The sequence below is a fragment of the Salinarimonas chemoclinalis genome (assembly GCF_041514305.1).
GTDB classification, from domain to species: Bacteria; Pseudomonadota; Alphaproteobacteria; order Rhizobiales; family Beijerinckiaceae; genus Salinarimonas; species Salinarimonas chemoclinalis.
In genome coordinates this window covers 278,677-299,298 of sequence record NZ_JBGMWH010000001.1, presented here as the reverse complement: position 1 = coordinate 299,298, position 20,622 = coordinate 278,677, and the positions used below count along the sequence as shown (strand labels likewise).

Genomic DNA, 20,622 nt, shown 5'->3' with positions numbered 1-20,622 from the left:
CGAATGCGTCTCGATCGGAATCGTATGCCGGCTCAGCCGTCCGCGTCGTGCGCGGACTCGCCCGAGCCCGCCGGGTCGCCGCACCAGCGCGCCGCGAGGTGGACGAGGATGACGACCACCATCAACGGCACGGCGATGGCGACGAAGAGCGTCGGCACGTCGAGCGTGCTCGCGGTCATGCGCGCGTGGCGCAGGAGGAAGCCGCGCTCGAAATTCATCCCGGGTCCGTAGACGCTGTGCCAGAGGATCGGCAGCAGGTAGACGAGCACGACGAGCGACTGCATCACGGCAGCGCCCACGGCGAGCGCGGCGAGCCTCGGGCGCGGGTTCTGGAACATGGCGGGGTCGAAGCGGCGCTTGAACGACATCGTCGCGCCCATCAGCCCCGCCCAGATCATGGCGTAGCGCGCCAGCTCCTCCGTCCACGCCGGCGGCGAGGCGAAGACGTAGCGCGCCACGACCTGGATCATCACCGCGACGACGAGGACGCACAGGAAGGTCACGGTCAGCGCCCGCGCCATGCGGTCGAGCCCGTCGCTCGCGGCGATGACCGCCCTGCCCAGCGTCCTCGTCATGACACGGCTCCGATCCCGCGCGGCGTCACTGGCCGCGCACCTGCGCCAGCGCGTCGAGATAGGCCTGGAGGTCCTCGGTCGTCATGATCGAGTCCCAGGTCGGGCGCGTCGCCTCGGCCATCTCGTCGCGCTCGCCCGGCGCGAGCTCGGAGAGGGTGACGCCCGCCTCCAGGTGGCGCTCGGTGACGATCCCGGACCACTCCGCGATCCAGGCCCGGTTCGCCTCGATCCCCGCCGCGATCGCGGCGTCGATCGTGGCCTGCTCGTCGTCCGAGAGGGAGGCGTACCAGTCCTCGGAGATCAGCACCGCGCGGGTGGAGGGGGAGATGTTCGCCTGGGTGAAGTGCTTCAGGAACTCGGTGTGGCCGGTGCGGATGGCCGAGTTCGGGGGGTTGAGGTAGCCGTCGGCGATGCCGGTCTGGATCGCGTTCGCCACCTCCGACCAGGCGACGATCGTCCCGTTCGCGCCGAGCGCCTCGATGTACTCGAGCTGCTCGGCGTTGAGCGCGCGGAAGCGGATGCCCTCGAGGTCCGCCATCCGGGTGATCGCGACCTCGGTGTTGTGGATGCCGATCGGCATGCCGATGTAGTTGAAGCCCGCCAGCCGCACGCCGTTGGGCAGGAGCGGCGCGTTCATCCGGTCGAGCAGGTCGGTCTGCGCGATGATCGCGTCGAATTCGTCGTTCGACTCGAACATGAACGGCAGGAGCACGCCGCGCAGGATCGGGCTCATGCCGAAAGCGGTGGACACGGTCGCGAGGTTCACCTCGACGAGCCCCTGCGCGATCTGGTCGAAGCGCTCCTGCTCGCTGCCGAGCGTGTCGGAGGCGAAGACCGTCGCCGTGAAATCGCTTCCCTCGAGCGCCTGCGCGAAGCCGCGCGCGAAGGCGGCCTCGGCGTTGGTGACGGGATCGTCGACGCCGTTCATGGCGATCTTGATCTCGGCCGCCCGCGCCGCGTCCGGCACGAGGGCCGTCCCGACGAGGAGGGCCGCCGCGAGTAGCGCTGGGGTGAAGGCTGTCCGGGTCATGTCCGCTCTCCTGTGGTTGTTCTCGTTGGTCGGTCGGGCCGGCCTCAGGCGAGGCCGAGCGCACGCGGCAGGGCCAGCGTGATCGCGGGGAAGAAGGTGAGCAGCGCGAGGATGCCGAGCTCCGCCGCGAGGAAGGGCAGCGTCGCCCGGATGAGGCGCCAGTAGTTCATCTTCACGGTGGTCGCGAGAATGAGCAGCACGCCGCCGAGCGGCGGCGACAGCAGGCCCGTCGTGATGTTGAAGCAGATGACGATGCCGAGATGCACCGGGTCCACGCCCATCGCGAGCGCCGGCGGCACGAAGATCGGCGCGAAGAGCGCGACCGCCGCCTTCACGTCCATCGCCATGCCGGCGACGAGGAAGACGACGTTGACGAGCATCAGGTAGCCGAGCGGCGAGAGGCCGAAGCCCGCCACCGCCGCCGCGATCGCCTGCGGCCATTGCTGGAGCGCGGCGAGGTAGCTGAAGGTCGAGATCGCGCACAGGATGATGAAGAGCGCGCCCAGAAGCACGCCTGTGCGCTTCAGGCTCGCCAGCACCCGTGCCGCGTCGAGATCGCCGTAGGCGACGCCGACGGCGAGCGCCGCGACGACGGCGACGGCGGCGGCCTCGGCGGGCGTCATGACCCCGAACAGGGTACCGCCGAGGATGATCACGGGGAGCGTCAACGCGGGGAGCGCCTTGGCGAAGGCGGGCAGCAGCCGGGGGACCTCGACGCCGGCGCCGCCGGGATGGTCGTCACGCCAGGCGTAGAAGGCGTTCATCGCCATGAGCACGGCGGCGAGCAGCAGCCCCGGCACGATGCCGGCCGCGAACAGCGCGGCGACGGAGGTCTCCATCAGGGCGCCGTAGAAGATCAGGATCGTGCTCGGCGGGATGATCGGCCCGATGATCGAGGACGCTCCGGTGATCGCGGCGGCGTAGTCGAGCTTGTAGCCGCGCCGCGTCATCTCGGGCACCAGCGCGTTGCCGAGCGCGGCGGCGTCCGACACGGCGGAGCCGGAGACGCCGGCGAAGAACACGCTGGTGAGCACGTTGACGTGCCCGAGCCCGCCCTTCAGCCGCCCGACCAGCGCCATCGAGACGTCGATGAGCGCCTTGGCGAGGCCGCCGCGGTTCATCAGGTCGCCGGCGAGGATGAAGAGCGGCATCGCCAGGAAGGCGAAGACGTCGAGCTGCGAGAACAGCCGCTGCGGGAGGACCGCGAGGAAGCGCGTGTTGTCCGCGATGACGAAGGTCAGCACCGCCGCCGCGCCGATGGCGTAGGCGATCGCCGCCCCGGACAGGAGGCCGACCACGAGAAAGCCGATGACGATGCCAGCCTGCATCCCGCGCAGTCCCCTCGGGCGGCCGATCGCCGCAGCTCGAAGGGCAGTAAAGAAGCCGGCGTCCGTTTCGGAAACAGAAAAGATTTGCACCTCGCATAGCGACTTTCTATGGATGAGCGCGAGGTTTCCCCATGCGCTTCGTCACCGTTCAACGTCTGCAGGTCTTCTGCGCCGTCTACGAGCAGGGTTCGGTGAGCGCCGCCGCGCGGCTGCTCCGGCTGTCGCAGCCGACGGTGAGCCGGCTCCTGCGCGACTTCGAGCGCGCCGTCGGCCTGCCGCTCTTCGTGCTGGAGCGCGGGCGCATCTACCCCACGGCGGAGGCGGAAGGGATCTACGCCGAGAGTCGCTTCCTGGGGGACGGCCTCGACCGGCTGGAGCGCGCCATCGCGGAGGTGCGCACGGGGCAGGGCCGACGCTACTCGATCACCAGCGTGGGGCTGCTCGCGCAGCTCCACCTGCCCCGCGCGATCGCCGAGGTGGCGCGGCGGATGCCGGAGCTCGAGATCGACGTGGACGTCGGCGGCGCGATCCAGCAGCTCGCCGCCCTGCGTGCCGGCCGCGCCGACATCGGCATCGTCGCGGGCGCGGTGGATGCGCCGGACCTGCACGCGACGCGCCTCGGCGAGGGGCGGCTCGTGGCGCTCGTCCCCGCCGGCCATGCCTGGGCGGGTCGCGCGGCCGTGTCGCAGGAGGAGATCGCCGCCGAGCCGCGGCTCATCGGCATGCCGCTCGACCGGCCGATCGGGCGGCTCGTCGCGCATCTCGCACCGGCGGAGGGCGCGGGACGGCGCGAACGGATCACCGCGAGCTCGCTCATCGCCGTGCCGAACCTGGTGCGCACGCTGGGGCGGGTGTCCATCGTGGACGAGTTCACGGCGGAGGCCGCGACGCATGTCGGCGTCGCGGCCGTGCCGATCGCGCCGCCCCTCGTCTTCGAGATCCTGGCGCTCTCCGTCAGGCCGCTCGAGACCGGGCGTGCCGGGCCGATCCTCGTCGAGGCGCTGCGCGGCCTCCTCGCCGCTCGCTGAGGCGCGCGCGTGTCATTGCGGCCCCATCAAGAAGTCGGGCAGGAACAGGCTCAGCTGCGGGAAGGCGGCGAGGCAGGCCAGCACGATCAGCAGCGGGATGAAGAACGGCAGCACCGCCCGCACGATGTCCTCGATCGGCGTCTGCGCGATCCGCGAGGTGACGTAGAGCCCGATCCCGAGCGGCGGAGTCGCGATGCCGAGGATCAGCGACATCTGCAGCACGATGCCGAAATGCACCCGGTCGATGCCGTAGGCGTCGACGAGGGGCAGCAGGATCGGCACGAGCAAGAGCTTGATCGTGATCCCGTCGATGAAGCAGCCGAGTACGAGCACGGTCACCGAGACGACGAGCAGGAACATCCCGATCGAGGAGACCCGGTCGGGGATACCGCGCGCCAGGTCCTGCGGGATCTGCTCGATGGCGAGCAGCCAACCCATGGATCCGGCGAAACCGATGATGATCATGATCATCGCCGTGATCAGCACCGTCTCGGTGAGCGCCTTCGTCAGCGCCTGCCAGGTCAGCGTGCGGAAGATCGCGCCGAGCAGGATGACGTAGCCCGAGGCCAGCACGCCCGCTTCCGATGCGGTGGTCGTCCCCGTGAGGATGCCGCCCATGATGATCGCGGGCGCGATCAGCGCGGAGGCGCCCGACAGGGTCTGGCGCCAGACCTCGCCCGCGCTCGCCTTCTCCTGCTGCGGGAAGTCGATGCGGGTCGCGAGGATGCGGTTGAAGATCATCAGCGCCACGGCGACGAGGAGCCCCGGCACGATGCCGGCGAGAAACATGCGCGCGACCGACGTGTTCGACAGGAAGGCGTAGACGACGAGCGGCACGGAGGGCGGGATGAAGGGCGCCACGATGGCCGAGACCGTGGTGATCGCGGCGGCGAAGGCGGGCTTGTAGCCGCGCTCGCGCATCGCCTTGATCTCGACGGCGCCGAGCCCGGCGATGTCGGCGACCGCCGCGCCGGTGCCGCCCGCGAGCAGCACCGAGGCGAGCACGTTCACCTGCGCGAGGCCGGCGCGGAAATGGCCGACGAGCGCGTTCGCCAGGTTGAAGATGCGCTCGGTGATCCCGATCGCGTTCATCAGGTTGCCGGTGAGCACGAAGAAGGGGATCGCCAGCAGCGAGGCGTTCCCCGCCCCCTCCAGCACCTTCATCGGCACGATCCAGAGCGTGCTGGAGAACCCCGCCGCCATCAGCGCGCCGACGACGGCGATGCCGATCGCCATGGTGATCGGCGTGCGCAGCGCGATGAGCGCGAGGAAGCCCGCGAAGAGCGCGGCGGCGGTCATGGGCGGGCCTCCCGCGGCTCGGGCGTCGTGGTGTCGGAGGCGGCCCGCGCTTCGCGCGCCGCGCGCTCCGGGTCCGCGAGCGCACGCACGGCCTCGCGCAGGTCGAGCAGGAACTGGCAGGCGATCAGGAAGCACGACACGAACAGCGGCACGGACAGCCAGTAGCGCTGGATGCCGACGAGATCGATGACGCCCACCTGGCGCGGGATGAGCGTCGGCGCCTGCGCGAGGATCGTGGCGAGGAGCGCGAGTGCCAGGAGGTCCACGAGCACGCGCACGAGCGCGCGTCCCCGGCCGGGGAGCCGCCGCACCAGGACGTCGACCGCGACGTCCTGCCCCCGGCGATAGATGCAGAAGAAGCCGAGGAAGATCATCCAGACGAAGAGCACGCCCGTCCAGGGAAACACCCAGATGATGCCCTTGTCGAGAACGAGGCGCGAGAGGATGTTGGCGAGGTTGATCGCCAGCATGGCGAGGAGCAGCCCGTTGGCCGCCGCCAGGAAGATCCTGTCGGCGGCCGAGAGGCCCCGGTCGAGGAGCCGCCACATGGCTCAGTTCGCGGCGCGGGAGGCGTCGACGGCCTCGAGGAAGCCCTGCGGCAGCGCGCCCTCGGCGTCCATCCGCCGGTAGAGCTCGGCCATGCGCGCGACGAACGGCCCCGTGTCGACGACGGAATACGAGACGTCCTCGGCGGCCATCCGCTCGAGCGATTCCTCGGCGACGCGGTCGGTCTCGGCGGCGAACTCGTCCGCGACCTCGTCGTAGGCCGCGAGGATCTGCGCGCGGGTCTCCTCGTCGAGCCCGTTCCAGGCGTCGGCGTTCGCCATGAAGGCGAGACCCTGCGGGTACTCGTCGTGGCGGGTGATGTGGGGCGCGACCTCGTAGAAGCGCATCGGCTCGACGAGGGCGACGGGGCTGTTCACCGCCTCGACGATGCCGCGGCCGAGCGACTCGTAGACCTCGGTCCAGGCGAGCGTGCGCACCTCCGCGCCGAGGTGCCGCCAGGCGGCGGCGGCCAGCTCGTCGGGATGGAGCCGCAGCTTCAGGCCCGCGACGTCGTCGAGGCTCTCGACGGGCATCGTCGAGACCATCACCCGGTAGGGACCGCGCACCATCTTCGTCGAATCGCCGATGACGGCGATGCCCGCCTCCTCCTCGATCGTCGCGTGCCAGCCATCGACGAGATCGCTCGCCATGAAGCGCGACCAGTGCTCGCGGTCCTCGAAGAGGAAGGGCGCGCTGACGAACTTCATCTCCGGCACCCACTTCTGCAGGTAGGCGGAGCCTTCCGGGTAGATGTGGACGGTGCCGAGCTGGAGCTGCTCGAGGATGGCGTCGTCCTTGCCGAGCTGCTCGTTGGGGTAGACCTCGACGGTGATCTCGCCGTCGGTCTTCTCCCCGATGCGGTCGGCCACCGCCTGGAAGATGCGGCCCTCGATCGAGTCGGCCGGCATCTTGTGGGCCATGCGCCAGGTCTCCGCCTGCGCCGCGCCGGCGGCGACGAGGGCGGTGGTCGCCACGAGGGCGAGCACGAGGGTGTTGGTCTTCATCGTCCGGTCCTCCCGTTGGGTGCTGGGACCGCGGCCCGCGTTCCCGTTGTGCTCGGCCGCGGCGGGGTGGATCAGCGCGCGGCCATCACCTTGGCCGTCGCGCCGGAGATCTCCGGCAGCTTCTCGCCGGCGCGCAGGCGGTCGAGGAGCCCGAGTTCGCGCTCCTGCATCCCGATCGCCCGCTCGGCCACGGCCTGGACCTGGCCGGGCTCGAGGAAGAGCACGCCGCTCTCGTCGGCGAGCACGGCGTCCCCCGGCTCCACGGCGCAGCCGCCGACGCTGACGGGCACGTTCATCGCGCCCTCGAGGCCGAGCAGCTTCGTCGTGATCGGCGAGGGCCCGCGGCACCAGATCGGCATCTCGCAGCGGCGGATCTCGTTGAAGTCCGTCGCCGGCCCGTCGATCACCGCGCCCACGACGCCCGCGAGCTTCGCCGCGTTGGTCACGACACCGCCCCAGCAGGCGTGGCGGGTGTCGCCGGCGCGGTCGATGACGAGGAAGTCGCCCGGGCGGACCAGGGCGAGGGCATGATGCAGCAGCGTCGAATCCGCCCCGGGGATGCGCAGCGTCACCGCCGTCCCGGCGACGCGGGTCTCCGGCAGCACGCCGCGCAGCGCCGCGTCGGCGAACTGGCTGTGCAGGAAGTGCCCGACGGTGGCGGTCTCCACCTGCTCGAGCAGGCGCACGAGCCGTGGCTCGATCTGGCGGGGAAGGTCTCTGATCTCGAACACGGACGGACTCACAGCACGTGGTGGGTGGCGACGGGGACGTTCTGGCGCACGCGCGCCTGGTACTCGGCGTCGACGCGCGCGACGGCGTGGCCCGGGTGGTCGCCCACCTGCGCGACGACGTGGCCCCAGGGATCGATGATCATGCTGTGGCCGTAGCAGGCCTTGCGGCCGCCGGCGTGGGCGCCGACCTGGCCGCTGGCGAGCACGTGCGTCTGCGTCTCGATGGCGCGCGCCCGCAGCAGCACCTCCCAATGGTCCTTGCCGGTCATCAGCGTGAAGGCCGCTGGCAGGACGATGAGGTCGGCGCCGCGGTCGCGCAGGGCGCGGAACAGCTCGGGGAAACGCAGGTCGTAGCAGATCGAGCAGCCGATCGTGAGGCCGCCGCAGGAATAGGTGACGATCTCCCGCCCGGGCGAGATCGTCTCGCTCTCGCGATGGCGCACGCCGCCGGGCACGTCGACGTCGAACAGGTGGATCTTGCGGTAGCGCGCGATCTCGCGGCCCTGCGGGTCGAAGACGAGGCTGGTGTTGTAGTAGCGCTCGCCGTCGGTCTCGACGATGCTGCCGCCGTGCAGCGTCACGCCGTGCGTGCGGGCGAGCTCGGCCATGGTGGAATAGGCCTCGCCGCCCGGGAAGCGCTCGGCGCTGGCGTGGAACTCGGCCGGCCCGTCGCCGAGACAGGCCCAGTATTCGGGCAGGACCACGAGATCCGGCCCGTCCTGCGCGGCCTCGTCCACGAGACGTCGGGCGGCATCGAGGTTCGCCCCCTTGTCTCCCTGCGAATTCATCTGTACGACGGCGACCTTCATCCGAGACCTCCCCTGAAATTCTTGCGAGAACATCTTCGCGAGGGGGTCCGCGGTCTGTCAAAAGACAAATTTCTGTCGTCGCGATCGGATTTCCTTATGCAACCGCTACTCACCAGGCCAGTGCGGGGTCCTGCCCGCCGCAGAACTCGCGCGCGACCTCGCGGGCGAGGTCGGCGAGCGCGGCCGGCAGGTGCGAGGCGGGCCCGTCCCGATAGGTCGCCTGGAAGCCGAGCGGCGGGAAGGGCTGGCGCACGTCGAGCCGCACGAGCTCTCCGCGCTCCAGCTCACGGCGCACCACGGTCGGCGGAATCGCCGCGACGCCGATGCCGTCGACCGTCATGCGGATGATGGTGGCGAGCGAGTTCGTCGAGTAGAAGGTCGTCTCGTCCTCCGTGAAGCGGCTGAAGTAGCGCATCATCGCCTGGTGCGGCTGCGAGCAGCGCGGGAAGGACACGATCGCGTGCCGGACGAGGTCGCCGACGTCGAGGGGCCGCCCGTCGAGGCCGAGCGTCGGCGAGGCCACCCAGGCGGAGGCGTAGGTGCACAGGTCGATGTCGATCATCTCCGGTCCGCCGACCGGCCCCATGATGAGTCCCAGGTCGATCTCGCCGGCCACGAGCATGTCGATGAGGCGAAGGCTCGTGTCGGCGACGAGCTCGAGGTCGATGCGCGGGTACGTCGCCCGCGAGCGGCGGATGAAGTCGATCAGCCAGGTGTGCGAGATCGTGTCGATGACCCCGATCCGCGCCGTGCCGCGCAGGCCGTCGCCGGACGCGACGTCGCGGTAGAACTCCTTCGAGCAGCGCAGCATGCGCTCGGCGTGGGCGAGCGCCCGCTCGCCCTCGGGCGTGAGCCGCACGTCGCGGGGCTCGCGCACGAAGAGCTTGACGCCGAGCTCGCGCTCCAGCGACGCGATACGCGCCGACACCGCCGCCTGCGTGGCGTGCATCCGCTCGGCCGCGAGCGTGAAGCTGCGCAGATGCGCCACCCAGACGAAGGTCTCGAGGAACGTCAGGTTCATCGCCGCGCCGTCTCCGGGCTCCAGTCGAGCACCGGGGGGCGGGGCGCGCAAGGCACGGGGGTGCCCTCTTGCTCTGGGAGGGGGCGCACGCCGACGCGAGGCGACCGATCGCGAACCTCGAGGACGGGCGTGGGGGCGGTGGTGGGGCGCGGTGGTGGGGGCCGGTGCCGGTGCCGGGCGACGCGCCCCCGATCTTCAGCGAGCGGGGCCCGCGAAGGCGCCGACGCCGACCTGGCTCTCGAGGATGCGGGCGAAGGCGCCGGACCCGGACAGGCTCGCCGCGTCCACGACGATGACCGGCGGCCCGGCCTCGCCGCGGCGCGCGGAGAGCCGATCGGCCAGGCTCTGGAAGCGGGCGCGGGCGGCGGCACCCGCGCCGCGGGGGATCTGCAGGACGATGGCGGAGGGCGTCGGGATCACGGCGAGCACCTCGTCCGCCGCGTCGAGCGAGGCGGTGACGGAGGCGTAGCCGAGCTCCGCCAGTTCCGCGGAGAGCGCCGCGTCCGCGTCGCGGTCCCCGTCGTCGACGATCAGGATGCGTTGGAGAGGGGTCATCGCCTTCGCCGGTCTCGCGACCCCGTCATCCGGAGCCGCCTCATCAACGCACATTTCGCACCGCCGTTCCACCCCGAAAGCTCCCGTGGGGCGCTGAAATTGTGCGCTGCGGCGTGCCGCATGCGTGGGCGGCGCCGCCGTCGGGAGGCGGGCGCGCGCTCAGGACACGCCGATGACGATGCCGGCGAAAACATCCGCGCGCCAAGGCGTTTCGCGCCACTCCGGCACCTCGGCCTCGACCTGTCCGCGCACGACGCGCCGCGCCCGCGTGGAGGCGCCGCGCACCGAGAGGCGGCCCTCCTCGCTGCGGCGCACGAGCGGGTCTGTATCCGCGCCCGAACGGGCGTCGAGCCGTAGCGCGACCTGGCCGCCGCGGGCCCGCGCGCGGGTCAGGAGCGCCCACGGCTCCAGCGCGAGCACGTCGACGATCGGCCCGGCGGCGGCGGCGCGCGCCCGGAAGCGCGTGGGCGCCGCGTGCAGGAGGACGAGGCCCCGCACGCTCGGCGGCAGCGCGGTGGCGGCCAGCGCGCTCTCCATCCAGCCCGGCGCGACGAGACGCGTCGGCTCCCCACGGGCGAGGCTCGCCGCGAGAGCGGGGCCGTCGAAGAGCCCGTGCAGCTCGAGCGGCGCCCCCGTCAGCAGCGCGGCGAGGAAGCCGGTGGCGAGGCCCATCAGGTCGTCGGGGGCGACGAGGTGTACGATGCGCTCGCCGGGCTGGTACTGCGCCACATCGAGGAAGGCACGGGCCGCCGCGATCCAGGAGGAAGCCGGCCGGAAGGCGGCCTCGATCTCCTCTTCCCGTCGGGCGAGGGTGACGATCCCGGGCTCGCGCGGCGCGGGCGCCTCCCTCGCCCCCGCCGCCTTCTCGCCCGCACCCTCGCCGCCGCCGGCGAGAATCGGGCGCTCGTCGATCATCACCCGGTCGAGGTCGAGCACGCCGTCGGGCGGCTGAGGCCCGAAGGCCGTGACGAAGCGCAGGCCGTAATAGCCCATCGCGATGTCGCGGAAGGTCTCGGCGGGCTTGAGCGCCCCGACCACGCTCTGCGTCACGACGGCGACGGCGCCGGTGGCCTCCACCGCGCGGGCGAGGTCGTCGCGGGGCCAGGCGAGCGGCAGGAGACAGGTCGTCAGGCCCGCGCGCTCCAGCGCGAGCAGCGTCAGCAGCGTCTCGGAGCCGGCGGGCAGGCACACCGCCACCGGCGCCTCCGGCGCGAGGCCGAGCCCCGCGAAGAAGGCGGCGAGGCGCTCGATCATCGGCTGCGCCGCGCCGTAGCTCCAGGCGATGCGCGGGCGCCCGCACCAGGCCTCGCGCCCCGCCTGGTCGACGAAGGCGAGCGCGCCCGGCGTCTGCGCCGCGCGCTCCGCGAAGAGCGCGCCGAGCCCGCCCGGGGGCGGCGCGGTCGCCGTGTCGTCGTGGGCGACGCTCGCCTCCCGCGCACCGTGGATCGCCGTCGCAGCCATGCTTCCTCCCCCGCTACGCATCCGCGCTCAGCCTCCGCTGCGGCGCCAGACCTCGATCGGCAGGCCGCGCAGCGGCGCCGGGTCGGGCCGCTCGAGGCCCGCGTCGTAGGCGAGCCAGGTGTTCGCCTGGATGTGGAGCGGCACGACGTAGGTGCCCGAGATCAGCAGCCGGTCGAGCGCCCGCACGGCGTCGACGAAGTCGTCGCGCTCGGTGGCGGCGAGCATCGCGGCGATCATGGCGTCGATACCCGGCTCGCGGGCGCCGGCGAAGTTGAGCGAGCCCGAGCGCTCGGCGGCGGCGCTCGTCCAGCGGTTGACCTGCTCGTTGCCCGGCGAGAGCGAGGCGGGCCAGGTCCACTGGATCATGTCGTAGTCGAAATCCGCGAGGCGGCGCCAATATTGCGCGTCGTCCACGAGCCGGATCGCCATGTCGATGCCCACGCGCTTGAGCGCGTCGGCGAAGTTGAGCGCGAGCCGCTCCTGCTGGCGGTTGACCGCGAGGAACTCGAAGGTCATCGGCGCGCCCGTCTCGACGTTGCGCATGACGCCGCCGTCGAGCCGCCAGCCGGCCTCGGCGAGGAGCCGCATGGCCTCGCGGATCTGGCCGCGGTCGCGGCCCGAGCCGTCGCTCGCCGGCGGCTGCCAGGTGCCGTCCATGACCTCGGGCAGGACCGCGTCGGCGTAGGGCGCGAGCAGCGCGCGCTCCGCCTCGCTCGCCGGGCGCCCGCGGGCGGAGAGGTCCGAGCCGTCGAAATAGGAGCCGGCGCGCTGGAACAGGCCGAAGAGCAGGTTCCGGTTCACCCACTCGACGTCGTATAGGTGCCCGAGGGCCTGCCGCACGCGCCGGTCTGCGAAGAGGTCCTCGCGCGTGTTGAAGACGAAGCCGTTCATGCCCTGGGGCGTGCGCTGGGGCACCTCCTCCTTGACGATGCGCCCGTCGCGAATCGCCGGGAAGTCGTAGCCGGTGGCCCAGCGGGTGGCGTCGCCCTCGACGCGCAGGTCGTAGACGCCGGTCTTGAAGCCCTCGAACATCGTGTTGGCGTCGCGGAAGAACTCGTAGCGGATCTCGTCGGGCCTGTTCATGCCGCGCATCACGGGCAGCTCCGCGCCCCAGTAGTCGTCGCGCCGGCGCAGCACGATCCGCTCGCCCGGCGCGACCTGCGCGAAGGCGTAGGGTCCCGAGCCGATCGGCGGCACGAGCGAGGTCTGGTCGAACGTCTCGGGATCGATCGTGTGGGTGGCGAAGATCGGCATCATCGCGACGAGGAGCGGCAGCTCCCGGTCGCCGCTGTCGCCGAAGTCGAAGCGGATCGTGTGGTCGTCGATCACCTCGACGACGGCGACCTTGCCGAAATTGCCGCGGAAGTACGGCTTGCCCTTCTCGCGCAGCAGTTCGAAGGAGACCCTCACGTCGTCGGCCGTCAGCGGCTCGCCGTCGGAGAAGGTGGCGCGCGGGTCGAGCGCGAATTCGGCGAAGGAGCGGTCCTCGGGCATCACGACGGAACGCGCGACGAGGCCGTAGAGCGTGAACGGCTCGTCGAGCGAGCGCTGCATCAGGCTCTCCCAGACGAACTTCTGGGCGAGGTCCGGCGCCACGCCGAGCACGATCGTGGGGTTGAGCCCGTCGAACGTGCCCTGCAGGGCCATCGCCACGCGCCCACCCGTCGGGGCGTCCGGCGCGGCGTAGGGGAAGTGCGTGAAGTCGGGGCCGAGCTCCGGCTCGCCGTGCATGGCGATCCCGTGGCGCGGGGCGAGTTCCTCTGCGGAATGCTCGGCGTCCCGGGCTCCCGCGGGCGCGGCGGCGAGCGCCGCGACGAGCCCGGCGGCGAGCGCGGCACGGCGCAGGCGGGACGCGAGCGCGGACGCGGGCGAGGGCGCTCTCGGCCGGCGAAGGGGGTGCGGGCGTGTGGGCACGAGACGTGTTCCTCCGTCGCGGCTTCGGGCGGGCGCGATTCGGCGCCTTCACGCTAGCATAGACGAGAACGGCGTTAACGACTGGAATATGCCGGCGCGAGCCGCTACAAGGACGCGGGCCGCGCCACGCCCTCGCCTCAATGCACGACGATGAGCGGCGCGCCCGGGCGGGGCGAGCGCCTCGTCCGCCCGCCAGACCCTTCCTCCGGACGTGAAAGAGGACTTCAGGATGTCGTTTCCGGCACGAATCGCGCGCAAGCGGGGCCTCGGCTCCGTGATCGCCCTCGCCGTGGCGGCCGGCGCGCTCGCGCCGCTCGCGGCCTCGGCCCAGACCGCTCCCGCCCCGCAGCCGGGCCAGCCCAACGTCGTGCCGGTGGTGCCCGAGCCCTCGCAGACGGGCTGGACCAAGCTGTGCGGCGAGGACCAGGGGTCCGGCGCCCAGATCTGCTACACCACGCGCGACTTCATCTCCGACCAGGGCCAGCCCGTGCTCGCGGTCGCGATCTACGACATCGACGCGCCGGAGGGGCAGGAGGACCAGCTCGTCGCCCGCTTCCTGATGCCGCTCGGCCTGCTGCTGCAGCCCGGCATCCGCTTCGCCGCCGACCAGAACGCGGCGACGAACGGCGCCTACGCGGTCTGCTTCCCCAACGGCTGCTTCGCCGAGGCCCAGGTCACCCAGCAGATGGTCGACCAGATGAAGGCGGGGGCGAACCTCAACATCTCGGTCCAGAACCAGAACGCGCAGGTCGTGACCTTCCAGGTCCCGCTCGACGGCTTCACCGCGGGCTGGGACGGCGACCCGGTCGACCCGGCCGAACTCGAGGCTCAGCAGCGCCGCCTGCAGGAAGAGCTCCAGCGCCGCTCCGAGGAGCTGCGCCAGCGCCTCGAGCAGGAGAGCGGAGACACGGCCGCGCCGCAGTGAGCGTCGCAACCGGTTCACGGCCGTGAGAACACGGGACGCCGGGCCCCGCGCCCGGCGTCTTGCGTTCGCGAGGCGACGTCAGCGGCTCAATTCGCCGCCACCGTCTTAGCCCGGTAGCTCCCATCCGCACCCCGGTCGAACATGTTGGGGATCATCGGGTGGCGCAGGGGCTCCTCGGAGGTGTCCGGCACGAGGTTCTGCTCCGAGACGTAGGCGACATACTCGGTCTGCGCGTTCTCGGCGAGCAGGTGGTAGAACGGCTGGTCCTTGCGCGGGCGCACCTCGGCGGGGATGGCGAGCCACCATTCCTCGGTGTTGGCGAAGACCGGGTCCACGTCGAAGACGATGCCCCGGAACGGATAGATCCGGTGGCGCACGACCTGGCCGATGGCGAACTTGGCGACACGCAGCGTCATTGGTGATCTTCACCTCCGACGAGGAAGATAGGCCGCGCGCGCCGGGCTTTCAAATGGGCATGCGTCGCCTCACAGCCCGTAGGCGGCGCCGCGCTCCGGGTCCTTGCGCGCCACGATCGTCGCGAGGTCGACGATGACCTTCGCCTGCTTCCAGGTGGCGTCGTCCTGCATCTTGCCGTCGATCATCACCGCGCCGGTCCCGTCGGGCATGGCGTCGAGGATCTTCCTCGCGAACAGCACCTCGTCGACCTCCGGCGCGAAGACGCGCGCGGCGATGGCGATCTGGCTCGGATGCAGCGACCAGGCCCCGGCGCAGCCCAGGAGATACGCGTTGCGGAACTGCGCCTCGCAGGCGTCCGGGTCGGAGAAGTCGCCGAAGGGGCCGTAGAAGGCCTTGAGCCCGCAGGACACGCAGGCGTCGACCATCCGCGCGATGGTGTAGTGCCACAGGTCCTGCTGCGCGGAGGCGCGGGGCGCGTCGCCGTCCGGATCGGAGAGGACCCGGTAGTCGGGATGGCCGCCGCCGACGCGCGTCGTCTTCATGCCGCGCGAGGCGGCGAGGTCGGCGGGGCCGAGGCTCATGCCGTGCATGCGCGGCGAGGCGGCGGCGATGGCGTCGACGTTCTTCACGCCCTCCGCCGTCTCCAGGATCGCGTGGACGAGGATCGGCCGCCGCACGCCGTGGCGCGCCTCGAGCTGCGCGAGGAGCTGGTCGACGTAGTGGATGTCCCACGGCCCCTCGACCTTGGGCACCATGATCACGTCGAGCCTGTCGCCCACCGCCGCGACGATCTCGACGAGATCGTCGAGGAACCAGGGAGAGTTGAGCCCATTCACGCGCGTCCACAGCCCGGTGTCGCCGAAATCGGTGTCGCGGGCCATGGCGATGAAGCCCGCGCGCGCCGCCTCCTTGGCGTCCGCGGGGATCGCGTCCTCGAGGTTGCCGAGGATCACGTCGACCTTGGAGACCAGCTCCGGCACCTTGGCGCGGACCTTCTCCACGTGCGGCGGCACGAAGTGGATCATCCGCTCGAGCCGTACGGGCGGCTCGCGCCAGGGCTCCGGCGCGCCGAGCGCGAGCGGCTGGTAGAAGCGGCGGGGGCTCTTCATGCGGGGTCTCCCTCGACTCGAGAGCCCACGACATAACCCGCGGGCGGGCGCGCGGCCATTAGCCGATGGGCGGCTGCCATGCGACCTTCGCGGTTGCCCGGACGCCGTTTCCCTGCGAGAGAAGCCGGCGTTCCGCCCCGCCCGCGCCAAGTCCCCGGAATCGCCCATGTCCGACCTCGTCGGGCTCCTCGACCTCCTCGCCCCCTTCTTCGGCCTGATCGCGCTCGGCTGGGCCTGCGGACGCTTCGTGCCGCGCCCGGCGAGCGGGCTTTCGTGGATGCAGTTCTTCCTGATCTACGTCTCGTTGCCGTGCCTGTTCTTCCGCCTGATCGCCGGCGAGCCGATCTCGGAGCTGGCGAACTGGCCCTTCATCGCGGTCACGACGCTGTCGACCTACGTCGCCTTCTCGATCGCCTTCGCGGTGGGCATGATCGTCACCCGCGACATGCCGCAATCGGTGATGCAGGGGGTCGCGGGCTCCTACTCGAACATCGGCTACATGGGTCCGCCGCTCGTGCTCGCCGCGCTCGGGCCGGCGGCGAGCCCGCCGGTCGTGCTGATCTTCGTGTTCGATTCGCTGCTCCTGTTCTCGCTCGTGCCCTTCCTGATGGCGGTGGCCGGCGTCGAGAAGAAGAGCATGCTCGCCACCGCCGGCGAGGTCGCCTTCCGCATCGCGACGCATCCGTTCAACGTCGCCACGGTCATCGGCGTCGGCGCGAGCTACTTCGCCTGGACGCCGCCCACCGCCATAGACAAGATGACGCTGTGGCTCTCGAACGCGGCGGCGCCCTGCGCCCTGTTCCTGCTCGGGGTGACGGTGGCGCTCAGGCCCGCGCCGGCGGCGCCCGCCGAGACGCCCGCCACCAGCCCGAAGGCCGACACCGGCACCACTCCGGCGCGGCCGGGCGGGCGCGTGCGGAGGATCCCCGTCGAGGTGCCCATCCTCGTCTTCGTCAAGCTCGTCGTCCACCCGCTGATCGTATGGGTGCTGCTCTCGATCGTCGGCGACTTCTCGCCGGCCTGGGTCTTCGCCGCGATCGTGATGGCGGCGCTGCCGCCGGCGCTCAACATCTTCGTCATCTCGACGCAGTACGGCGTGGGCGTCGAGCGGGCCTCCGCCTGCGTGCTCGTGGGCACGATCGCCTCCGTCGTGACGCTGACGGGGTTCCTCTGGCTGATCGAGACGGGCATCCTGCCCCACGACCTGTTCTGAAGGCCCGGGAGGAGCCGATCGCATGGCCGCACGCCGCCTGCCGCTCGAGGGCGTCACCGTCCTCGATCTCTCGACCCTCCTGCCCGGGCCGCTCGCGACCCTGATGCTCGCGGAGGCCGGCGCGCGGGTGATCAAGATCGAGCGGCCGGGCGGCGAGGACATGCGCGGCTTCGCCCCTTTCGTGGCGGGCCGCTCCGTTCCCTTCGCCATGCTCAACGCGGGCAAGGAGATCCTCCCGCTCGACCTCAAGGACCCCGCGGACCGCTCCCGGCTCGAGGTCCTCGTGCGGGAGGCGGACGTGCTCGTGGAGCAGATGCGCCCCGGCGTGATGGAGCGCCTCGGGCTCGGCCGCGAGGCGCTGCGCGCGCTGAATCCGCGCCTGATCGTCTGCGCCATCACCGGCTACGGGCAGGAGGGGCCGCGGGCGCTCGAGGCGGGGCACGACATCAACTACCAGGCGCTCGGCGGCCTCCTCTCGCTCGCGCCGGGCGCGCCGGACCACCCGGCGACGCCGGCCGCGCTCGTCGCCGACATCGCGGGGGGCGCGCTGCCGGCGGTGATCGACATCCTGCTGGCGCTGCGCCTGCGCGACCTCGGCGGCGAGGGCGCCTTCCTCGACGTCGCGATGACGGACGCGATGGCGACCTTCGCTTGGCTGGCGCGGGCGCAGCTGGCGGCGACCGGGCGCGCGCCCGGACCGCACGGGGGCCTCCTCACCGGTGCGAGCCCGCGCTACGGCCTCTACGCCACCGCCGACGGCGGCTACCTCGCGCTCGGCGCGCTCGAGGACAAGTTCTGGGCGCGCGCCTGCGAGGGGCTCGGCCTCGCGCCGGAGCTGCGCGACGACGCCCGCGACCCCGCCGCGACGAAGGCGGCGGTCGCCGCGATCGTGCGGGCCCGCGACGGCGCGCATTGGCGCGCGACGCTGGAGCCGCTCGATTGCTGCGCGACGGTCGTGCGCACGCTGGAGGAAGCCGCGTGCGATCCGCACTTCGTCGCCCGCGGCCTCTTCGCGGGGCGCGCGGACTGGGACGGCGTGGCGATGCCGCTGTGCGACGTGCCGCTCGCCCGCGCCCTGCGCCGCGATCCCGACGCGCCGCGCCGGGTGGGGGAGGCGCCGGCTGCGCGGGGCTGAGCGGCGTGCATTCGGGCGCGATCTCACCGCGCCTGCGTGTTCGCCCCCTCTTGCGCCGGCTGCGGAATTCCGCTTTCCGTCGCTCCAGGCTAGGCTAGGCCGAGCTCGGCAAGGCTCGGCCGGGCCGCGGGGCGGGTTCGGGAGGTACGTGTGGAGAAGGCTGGCACGACGATCGTGATCGCGGACGACCATCCGCTCTTTCGCGGCGCGCTGCGCCAGGCCGTCACCGGCGTCCTCGCGGACGCGCGGGTGATCGAGGCCGGCGGCCTCGACGAGCTGACTGCCACCCTCGCCGAATCCTCCGACGTCGACCTCGTCCTGCTCGACCTGACGATGCCCGGCGTCCAGGGCTATTCCGGCCTGATCTACCTGCGTGCCCAGCACCCGGACATCCCGGTCGTGATCGTGTCGGCCAACGAGGACCCGGTGGTCATCCGCCGCGCCGTCGGCTTCGGCGCCTCGGGGTTCATCCCGAAGTCACTCGACACGGCGGCGATCGGCGCGGCCGTCCAGGCGGTGCTCGCCGGCGACAGCTGGACGCCGCCGGACGTCGACCTCGCCGCGGACGACGACGACGAGGCCGCCGAGATCGCCCGCCGCATGGCGACGCTCACGCCCCAGCAGGTGCGCGTGCTGATGATGCTCTCGGAGGGGCTCCTCAACAAGCAGATCGCCTACGAGCTCGGCGTCTCGGAGGCGACCGTGAAGGCGCACGTCTCCGCCATCCTGCAGAAGCTCGGGGTCGAGAGCCGCACGCAGGCGGTGATCGCGGCCTCGAAGATCGGCGCGACCGCGAAGGCCTCCGCCCCGATCGGCTGAAGGCACGGCGATGGCCCGACGGGCGGAGCCCCGCCAGTCCCCCGCTCGGGTCGGCAGGATGCGGCGGAGTTCTCGCGTCGCGGGCGCGCCCACCGGTTCGTTCAGTAGATCGGCATGCCCCAGTAGGCCATCATCCGAATCGCGCCCGTGGAGATCCGGTAGTCGTCGGCGTCGTCGTCCACCCGGACGCGCGCGTTGGCGATGTCGAGCGGATCGGCACCGTTGGCGAGCCGCTCGATCTCGTTCTGGTCGAGGTAGATCTTCGCTGCGAGGACGAGGTCCTCGTGGTGGCCGTTGCCGCTGTCGTTGTTGTTCGACAGGCGGTAGAGTTCGACGAAGGTGCCGCGCTCGTCGGTCTGCACGTCGGTGAAGTTGTAGGTCTCGTCGTCGATGGTGTCGTACTGGTGCGCGCCGGTGAGCGAGAGGCTCTGGCCCGGGCGCAGCACCGCGGCGATCGAGCCGGTGTTGTGCAGGTCGTGGTCGCGGGTCGGCGGCGGGTAGCCGCGCGCCTCCCAGATGTCGTAGTAGCGCTGATCGATGTCGTCGATGTCGTTGACGTTGGTCAGCTCCTCGGCGATGTACTGGTTGAGCGCCTCGCCGGCGAGGCCCTGCGCGCGTCCCTCGTCGTAGAGCTGATGGAACGCCGCCGGGTGCCCGGAAATGTAGACTCGGCCCTCGAGGTCGCCGTTCGCCGCCTGGTCGAGGGACACGCCGCTGAAGGCGCCGAACTGGCCGTTGGCGACGCGCTCGAAGAAGCGGTTGTCGGTGAGGTGCGCGCCGTCGCGCAGCTGGTCCTTGGCATGAACCATCCCGATCCCGTCGAGCGCGTAGTAGCCGTGCCCGTCGTGCATGGCACCCATGCCGCCCATGCCACCCATGGAGTGCATGCCGCCCATGCCGCCCATCCCGGCCATGCCCGACATGCCGTTCATCATGCCGGGCTGAGCGCTGATGCCGTTTCCGGACAGGCTCGGCACCGGGGGATAACCGTTGAACAGGCGCGGCACGCCGCCGAAGCCGCCGTAGCCGCCCAGCGTGTCGGGAGAGCCCGCACCCATGCCGGTGCCCATCCCACCCATGCCGCCCATGGTCGCCGTGCCGGAGCCCGACATGAAGTCGAAGCTCGACAACGGCGCGCCGCCGGAGGTCGTACCCATGAAGGAGGAGACGTTGCCGTTGCAGCCGCAGCTCGAGCCGCCGGTGCGAGCGCAGCCGCCGGCCGCCGGCGCCGGGCCGTAGCCCAAGCCACCCAAGCCACCCATGCGACCCAAGCCACCCATGCCACTGCCGGCGTAGCCGCCGGGATCGAGGCCGCCCCAGCTCGATCCGTAGCCGCCGAAGGCGCCGTTGCCGTTCGCGGCCGTCCCGGCGTTCATGCTCGCCGACATGCCCGCCTGGGCGTTGCGGAAGGCGCGGTCGAAGTCGTCCTGGCAGCTGCTGCCGTTGCCCTGGCCGACGCCGCCCTGCGAGGTCACTCCTGCCGTTCCGGTCATGGTATATCCATCCCGTTGGTGCCATTCGCATCTGGGCGGATGATAACGGAGCATTTTGCAGCTAGTCAACTGCAAATAGGATATGCATGGTTAATTCTGCGACCTTACCATTACGGATTCTAACTCATCTAAATCATTAACGTGACGCATCGAGTGTATTATATATATTTTTAATTCATGCTATGATCGCAAATCTATCACACCATATGC

At 71.4% G+C, this 20,622-nt stretch carries 20 protein-coding genes; 5 read left to right on the top strand and 15 right to left on the bottom strand.

Translation table 11 applies throughout. From position 1 onward, the window contains the following. Window positions 1–32 precede the first annotated feature (32 nt). The 3 genes from AB9M23_RS01425 to AB9M23_RS01415 are packed head-to-tail and all read right to left on the bottom strand — an operon-like array spanning window position 33 to window position 2,933. Window positions 33–575 (bottom strand): TRAP transporter small permease, encoded by a 543-nt coding sequence (locus AB9M23_RS01425; RefSeq protein ID WP_372421882.1) that lies wholly within the window; start codon window positions 573–575, stop codon window positions 33–35. Window positions 576–600: 25 nt separating this feature from the next. Continuing rightward, window positions 601–1,605 carry a TRAP transporter substrate-binding protein gene (locus AB9M23_RS01420; protein ID WP_372421880.1) on the bottom strand — a complete coding sequence of 335 codons (1,005 nt, stop codon included), beginning with the start codon at window positions 1,603–1,605 and terminating at the stop codon, window positions 601–603. Between the two features lie 44 nt (window positions 1,606–1,649). Further along, window positions 1,650–2,933, bottom strand: a complete 1,284-nt coding sequence (locus AB9M23_RS01415; protein WP_372421878.1) for a TRAP transporter large permease — start codon at window positions 2,931–2,933, stop codon at window positions 1,650–1,652. Between the two features lie 131 nt (window positions 2,934–3,064). On the opposite strand from AB9M23_RS01415, the gene AB9M23_RS01410 reads away from it, so the two are divergent. Beyond that, window positions 3,065–3,961 (top strand): LysR family transcriptional regulator, encoded by an 897-nt coding sequence (locus AB9M23_RS01410; protein WP_372421877.1) that lies wholly within the window; start codon window positions 3,065–3,067, stop codon window positions 3,959–3,961. A gap of 12 nt (window positions 3,962–3,973) precedes the next feature. Here the strand turns inward: AB9M23_RS01410 and AB9M23_RS01405 are convergent, their stop codons facing one another. The 9 genes from AB9M23_RS01405 to AB9M23_RS01365 form a co-directional block, all read right to left on the bottom strand. After that, window positions 3,974–5,260, bottom strand: coding sequence for a TRAP transporter large permease (locus AB9M23_RS01405; RefSeq protein WP_372421876.1), 1,287 nt, complete (start codon window positions 5,258–5,260; stop codon window positions 3,974–3,976). Further along, window positions 5,257–5,808, bottom strand: coding sequence for a TRAP transporter small permease (locus tag AB9M23_RS01400; RefSeq protein WP_372421875.1), 552 nt, complete (start codon window positions 5,806–5,808; stop codon window positions 5,257–5,259). The genes AB9M23_RS01405 and AB9M23_RS01400 overlap by 4 nt, the downstream gene beginning before the upstream one ends. Window positions 5,809–5,811: 3 nt before the next feature. Beyond that, complete coding sequence (locus AB9M23_RS01395) at window positions 5,812–6,810, bottom strand: TRAP transporter substrate-binding protein (protein ID WP_372421873.1); 999 nt, start codon at window positions 6,808–6,810, stop codon at window positions 5,812–5,814. 71 nt (window positions 6,811–6,881) lie between these two features. Further along, window positions 6,882–7,541, bottom strand: a complete 660-nt coding sequence (locus AB9M23_RS01390; protein ID WP_372421872.1) for an RraA family protein — start codon at window positions 7,539–7,541, stop codon at window positions 6,882–6,884. A gap of 8 nt (window positions 7,542–7,549) precedes the next feature. Next, on the bottom strand, window positions 7,550–8,350 hold the full coding sequence (locus AB9M23_RS01385; protein ID WP_372421870.1) for a carbon-nitrogen hydrolase family protein: 801 nt from the start codon (window positions 8,348–8,350) through the stop codon (window positions 7,550–7,552). A gap of 109 nt (window positions 8,351–8,459) precedes the next feature. Next, on the bottom strand, window positions 8,460–9,371 hold the full coding sequence (locus AB9M23_RS01380; protein WP_372421868.1) for a LysR family transcriptional regulator: 912 nt from the start codon (window positions 9,369–9,371) through the stop codon (window positions 8,460–8,462). A gap of 195 nt (window positions 9,372–9,566) precedes the next feature. Further along, complete coding sequence (locus AB9M23_RS01375; RefSeq protein WP_372421866.1) at window positions 9,567–9,926, bottom strand: hypothetical protein; 360 nt, start codon at window positions 9,924–9,926, stop codon at window positions 9,567–9,569. A gap of 159 nt (window positions 9,927–10,085) precedes the next feature. Continuing rightward, complete coding sequence (locus AB9M23_RS01370; protein ID WP_372421865.1) at window positions 10,086–11,387, bottom strand: AMP-binding protein; 1,302 nt, start codon at window positions 11,385–11,387, stop codon at window positions 10,086–10,088. A 27-nt stretch (window positions 11,388–11,414) separates the two neighbouring features. Next, a complete protein-coding gene (locus AB9M23_RS01365) occupies window positions 11,415–13,301 on the bottom strand; it encodes an extracellular solute-binding protein (RefSeq protein ID WP_372421863.1) in 1,887 nt (628 codons plus the stop codon). Window positions 13,302–13,530: 229 nt separating this feature from the next. On the opposite strand from AB9M23_RS01365, the gene AB9M23_RS01360 reads away from it, so the two are divergent. Next, the gene (locus tag AB9M23_RS01360) at window positions 13,531–14,226 is read left to right on the top strand and encodes an invasion associated locus B family protein (RefSeq protein WP_372421861.1); all 696 of its coding nucleotides are present in this window, start codon (window positions 13,531–13,533) and stop codon (window positions 14,224–14,226) included. Window positions 14,227–14,312: 86 nt separating this feature from the next. On the opposite strand, the gene hspQ is transcribed toward AB9M23_RS01360, so the two are convergent. Together hspQ and AB9M23_RS01350 are read right to left on the bottom strand one after the other, a co-directional pair. Continuing rightward, a complete protein-coding gene (gene hspQ, locus AB9M23_RS01355) occupies window positions 14,313–14,642 on the bottom strand; it encodes a heat shock protein HspQ (RefSeq protein WP_372421859.1) in 330 nt (109 codons plus the stop codon). A gap of 69 nt (window positions 14,643–14,711) precedes the next feature. Then, on the bottom strand, window positions 14,712–15,752 hold the full coding sequence (locus AB9M23_RS01350; protein WP_372421857.1) for an HpcH/HpaI aldolase/citrate lyase family protein: 1,041 nt from the start codon (window positions 15,750–15,752) through the stop codon (window positions 14,712–14,714). 166 nt (window positions 15,753–15,918) lie between these two features. On the opposite strand from AB9M23_RS01350, the gene AB9M23_RS01345 reads away from it, so the two are divergent. The 3 genes from AB9M23_RS01345 to AB9M23_RS01335 all read left to right on the top strand — a co-directional run bounded on the left by AB9M23_RS01345 (window position 15,919) and on the right by AB9M23_RS01335 (window position 18,919). Continuing rightward, the gene (locus tag AB9M23_RS01345; protein ID WP_372421856.1) at window positions 15,919–16,965 is read left to right on the top strand and encodes an AEC family transporter; all 1,047 of its coding nucleotides are present in this window, start codon (window positions 15,919–15,921) and stop codon (window positions 16,963–16,965) included. A gap of 22 nt (window positions 16,966–16,987) precedes the next feature. Further along, window positions 16,988–18,100 carry a CaiB/BaiF CoA transferase family protein gene (locus tag AB9M23_RS01340; protein ID WP_372421855.1) on the top strand — a complete coding sequence of 371 codons (1,113 nt, stop codon included), beginning with the start codon at window positions 16,988–16,990 and terminating at the stop codon, window positions 18,098–18,100. Between the two features lie 150 nt (window positions 18,101–18,250). After that, entirely contained in the window at window positions 18,251–18,919 is a 669-nt protein-coding gene (locus AB9M23_RS01335; RefSeq protein ID WP_372421853.1) for a response regulator, read from the top strand. 101 nt (window positions 18,920–19,020) lie between these two features. Here the strand turns inward: AB9M23_RS01335 and AB9M23_RS01330 are convergent, their stop codons facing one another. After that, window positions 19,021–20,412 carry a hypothetical protein gene (locus tag AB9M23_RS01330; protein ID WP_372421852.1) on the bottom strand — a complete coding sequence of 464 codons (1,392 nt, stop codon included), beginning with the start codon at window positions 20,410–20,412 and terminating at the stop codon, window positions 19,021–19,023. Window positions 20,413–20,622: the final 210 nt, after the last annotated feature.

Excerpts from the sequence above, each read along its gene's own strand:
- AB9M23_RS01425 (WP_372421882.1), bottom strand. The coding sequence starts at position 575 with ATGACGAGGACGCTGGGCAGGGCGGTCATCGCCGCGAGCGACGGGCTC.
- AB9M23_RS01420 (WP_372421880.1), bottom strand. The coding sequence starts at position 1,605 with ATGACCCGGACAGCCTTCACCCCAGCGCTACTCGCGGCGGCCCTCCTC.
- AB9M23_RS01415 (WP_372421878.1), bottom strand. The coding sequence starts at position 2,933 with ATGCAGGCTGGCATCGTCATCGGCTTTCTCGTGGTCGGCCTCCTGTCC.
- AB9M23_RS01410 (WP_372421877.1), top strand. The coding sequence starts at position 3,065 with ATGCGCTTCGTCACCGTTCAACGTCTGCAGGTCTTCTGCGCCGTCTAC.
- AB9M23_RS01405 (WP_372421876.1), bottom strand. The coding sequence starts at position 5,260 with ATGACCGCCGCCGCGCTCTTCGCGGGCTTCCTCGCGCTCATCGCGCTG.
- AB9M23_RS01400 (WP_372421875.1), bottom strand. The coding sequence starts at position 5,808 with ATGTGGCGGCTCCTCGACCGGGGCCTCTCGGCCGCCGACAGGATCTTC.
- AB9M23_RS01395 (WP_372421873.1), bottom strand. The coding sequence starts at position 6,810 with ATGAAGACCAACACCCTCGTGCTCGCCCTCGTGGCGACCACCGCCCTC.
- AB9M23_RS01385 (WP_372421870.1), bottom strand. The coding sequence starts at position 8,350 with ATGAAGGTCGCCGTCGTACAGATGAATTCGCAGGGAGACAAGGGGGCG.
- AB9M23_RS01380 (WP_372421868.1), bottom strand. The coding sequence starts at position 9,371 with ATGAACCTGACGTTCCTCGAGACCTTCGTCTGGGTGGCGCATCTGCGC.
- AB9M23_RS01375 (WP_372421866.1), bottom strand. The coding sequence starts at position 9,926 with ATGACCCCTCTCCAACGCATCCTGATCGTCGACGACGGGGACCGCGAC.
- AB9M23_RS01370 (WP_372421865.1), bottom strand. The coding sequence starts at position 11,387 with ATGGCTGCGACGGCGATCCACGGTGCGCGGGAGGCGAGCGTCGCCCAC.
- AB9M23_RS01360 (WP_372421861.1), top strand. The coding sequence starts at position 13,531 with ATGTCGTTTCCGGCACGAATCGCGCGCAAGCGGGGCCTCGGCTCCGTG.
- hspQ (WP_372421859.1), bottom strand. The coding sequence starts at position 14,642 with ATGACGCTGCGTGTCGCCAAGTTCGCCATCGGCCAGGTCGTGCGCCAC.
- AB9M23_RS01350 (WP_372421857.1), bottom strand. The coding sequence starts at position 15,752 with ATGAAGAGCCCCCGCCGCTTCTACCAGCCGCTCGCGCTCGGCGCGCCG.
- AB9M23_RS01345 (WP_372421856.1), top strand. The coding sequence starts at position 15,919 with ATGTCCGACCTCGTCGGGCTCCTCGACCTCCTCGCCCCCTTCTTCGGC.
- AB9M23_RS01340 (WP_372421855.1), top strand. The coding sequence starts at position 16,988 with ATGGCCGCACGCCGCCTGCCGCTCGAGGGCGTCACCGTCCTCGATCTC.
- AB9M23_RS01330 (WP_372421852.1), bottom strand. The coding sequence starts at position 20,412 with ATGACCGGAACGGCAGGAGTGACCTCGCAGGGCGGCGTCGGCCAGGGC.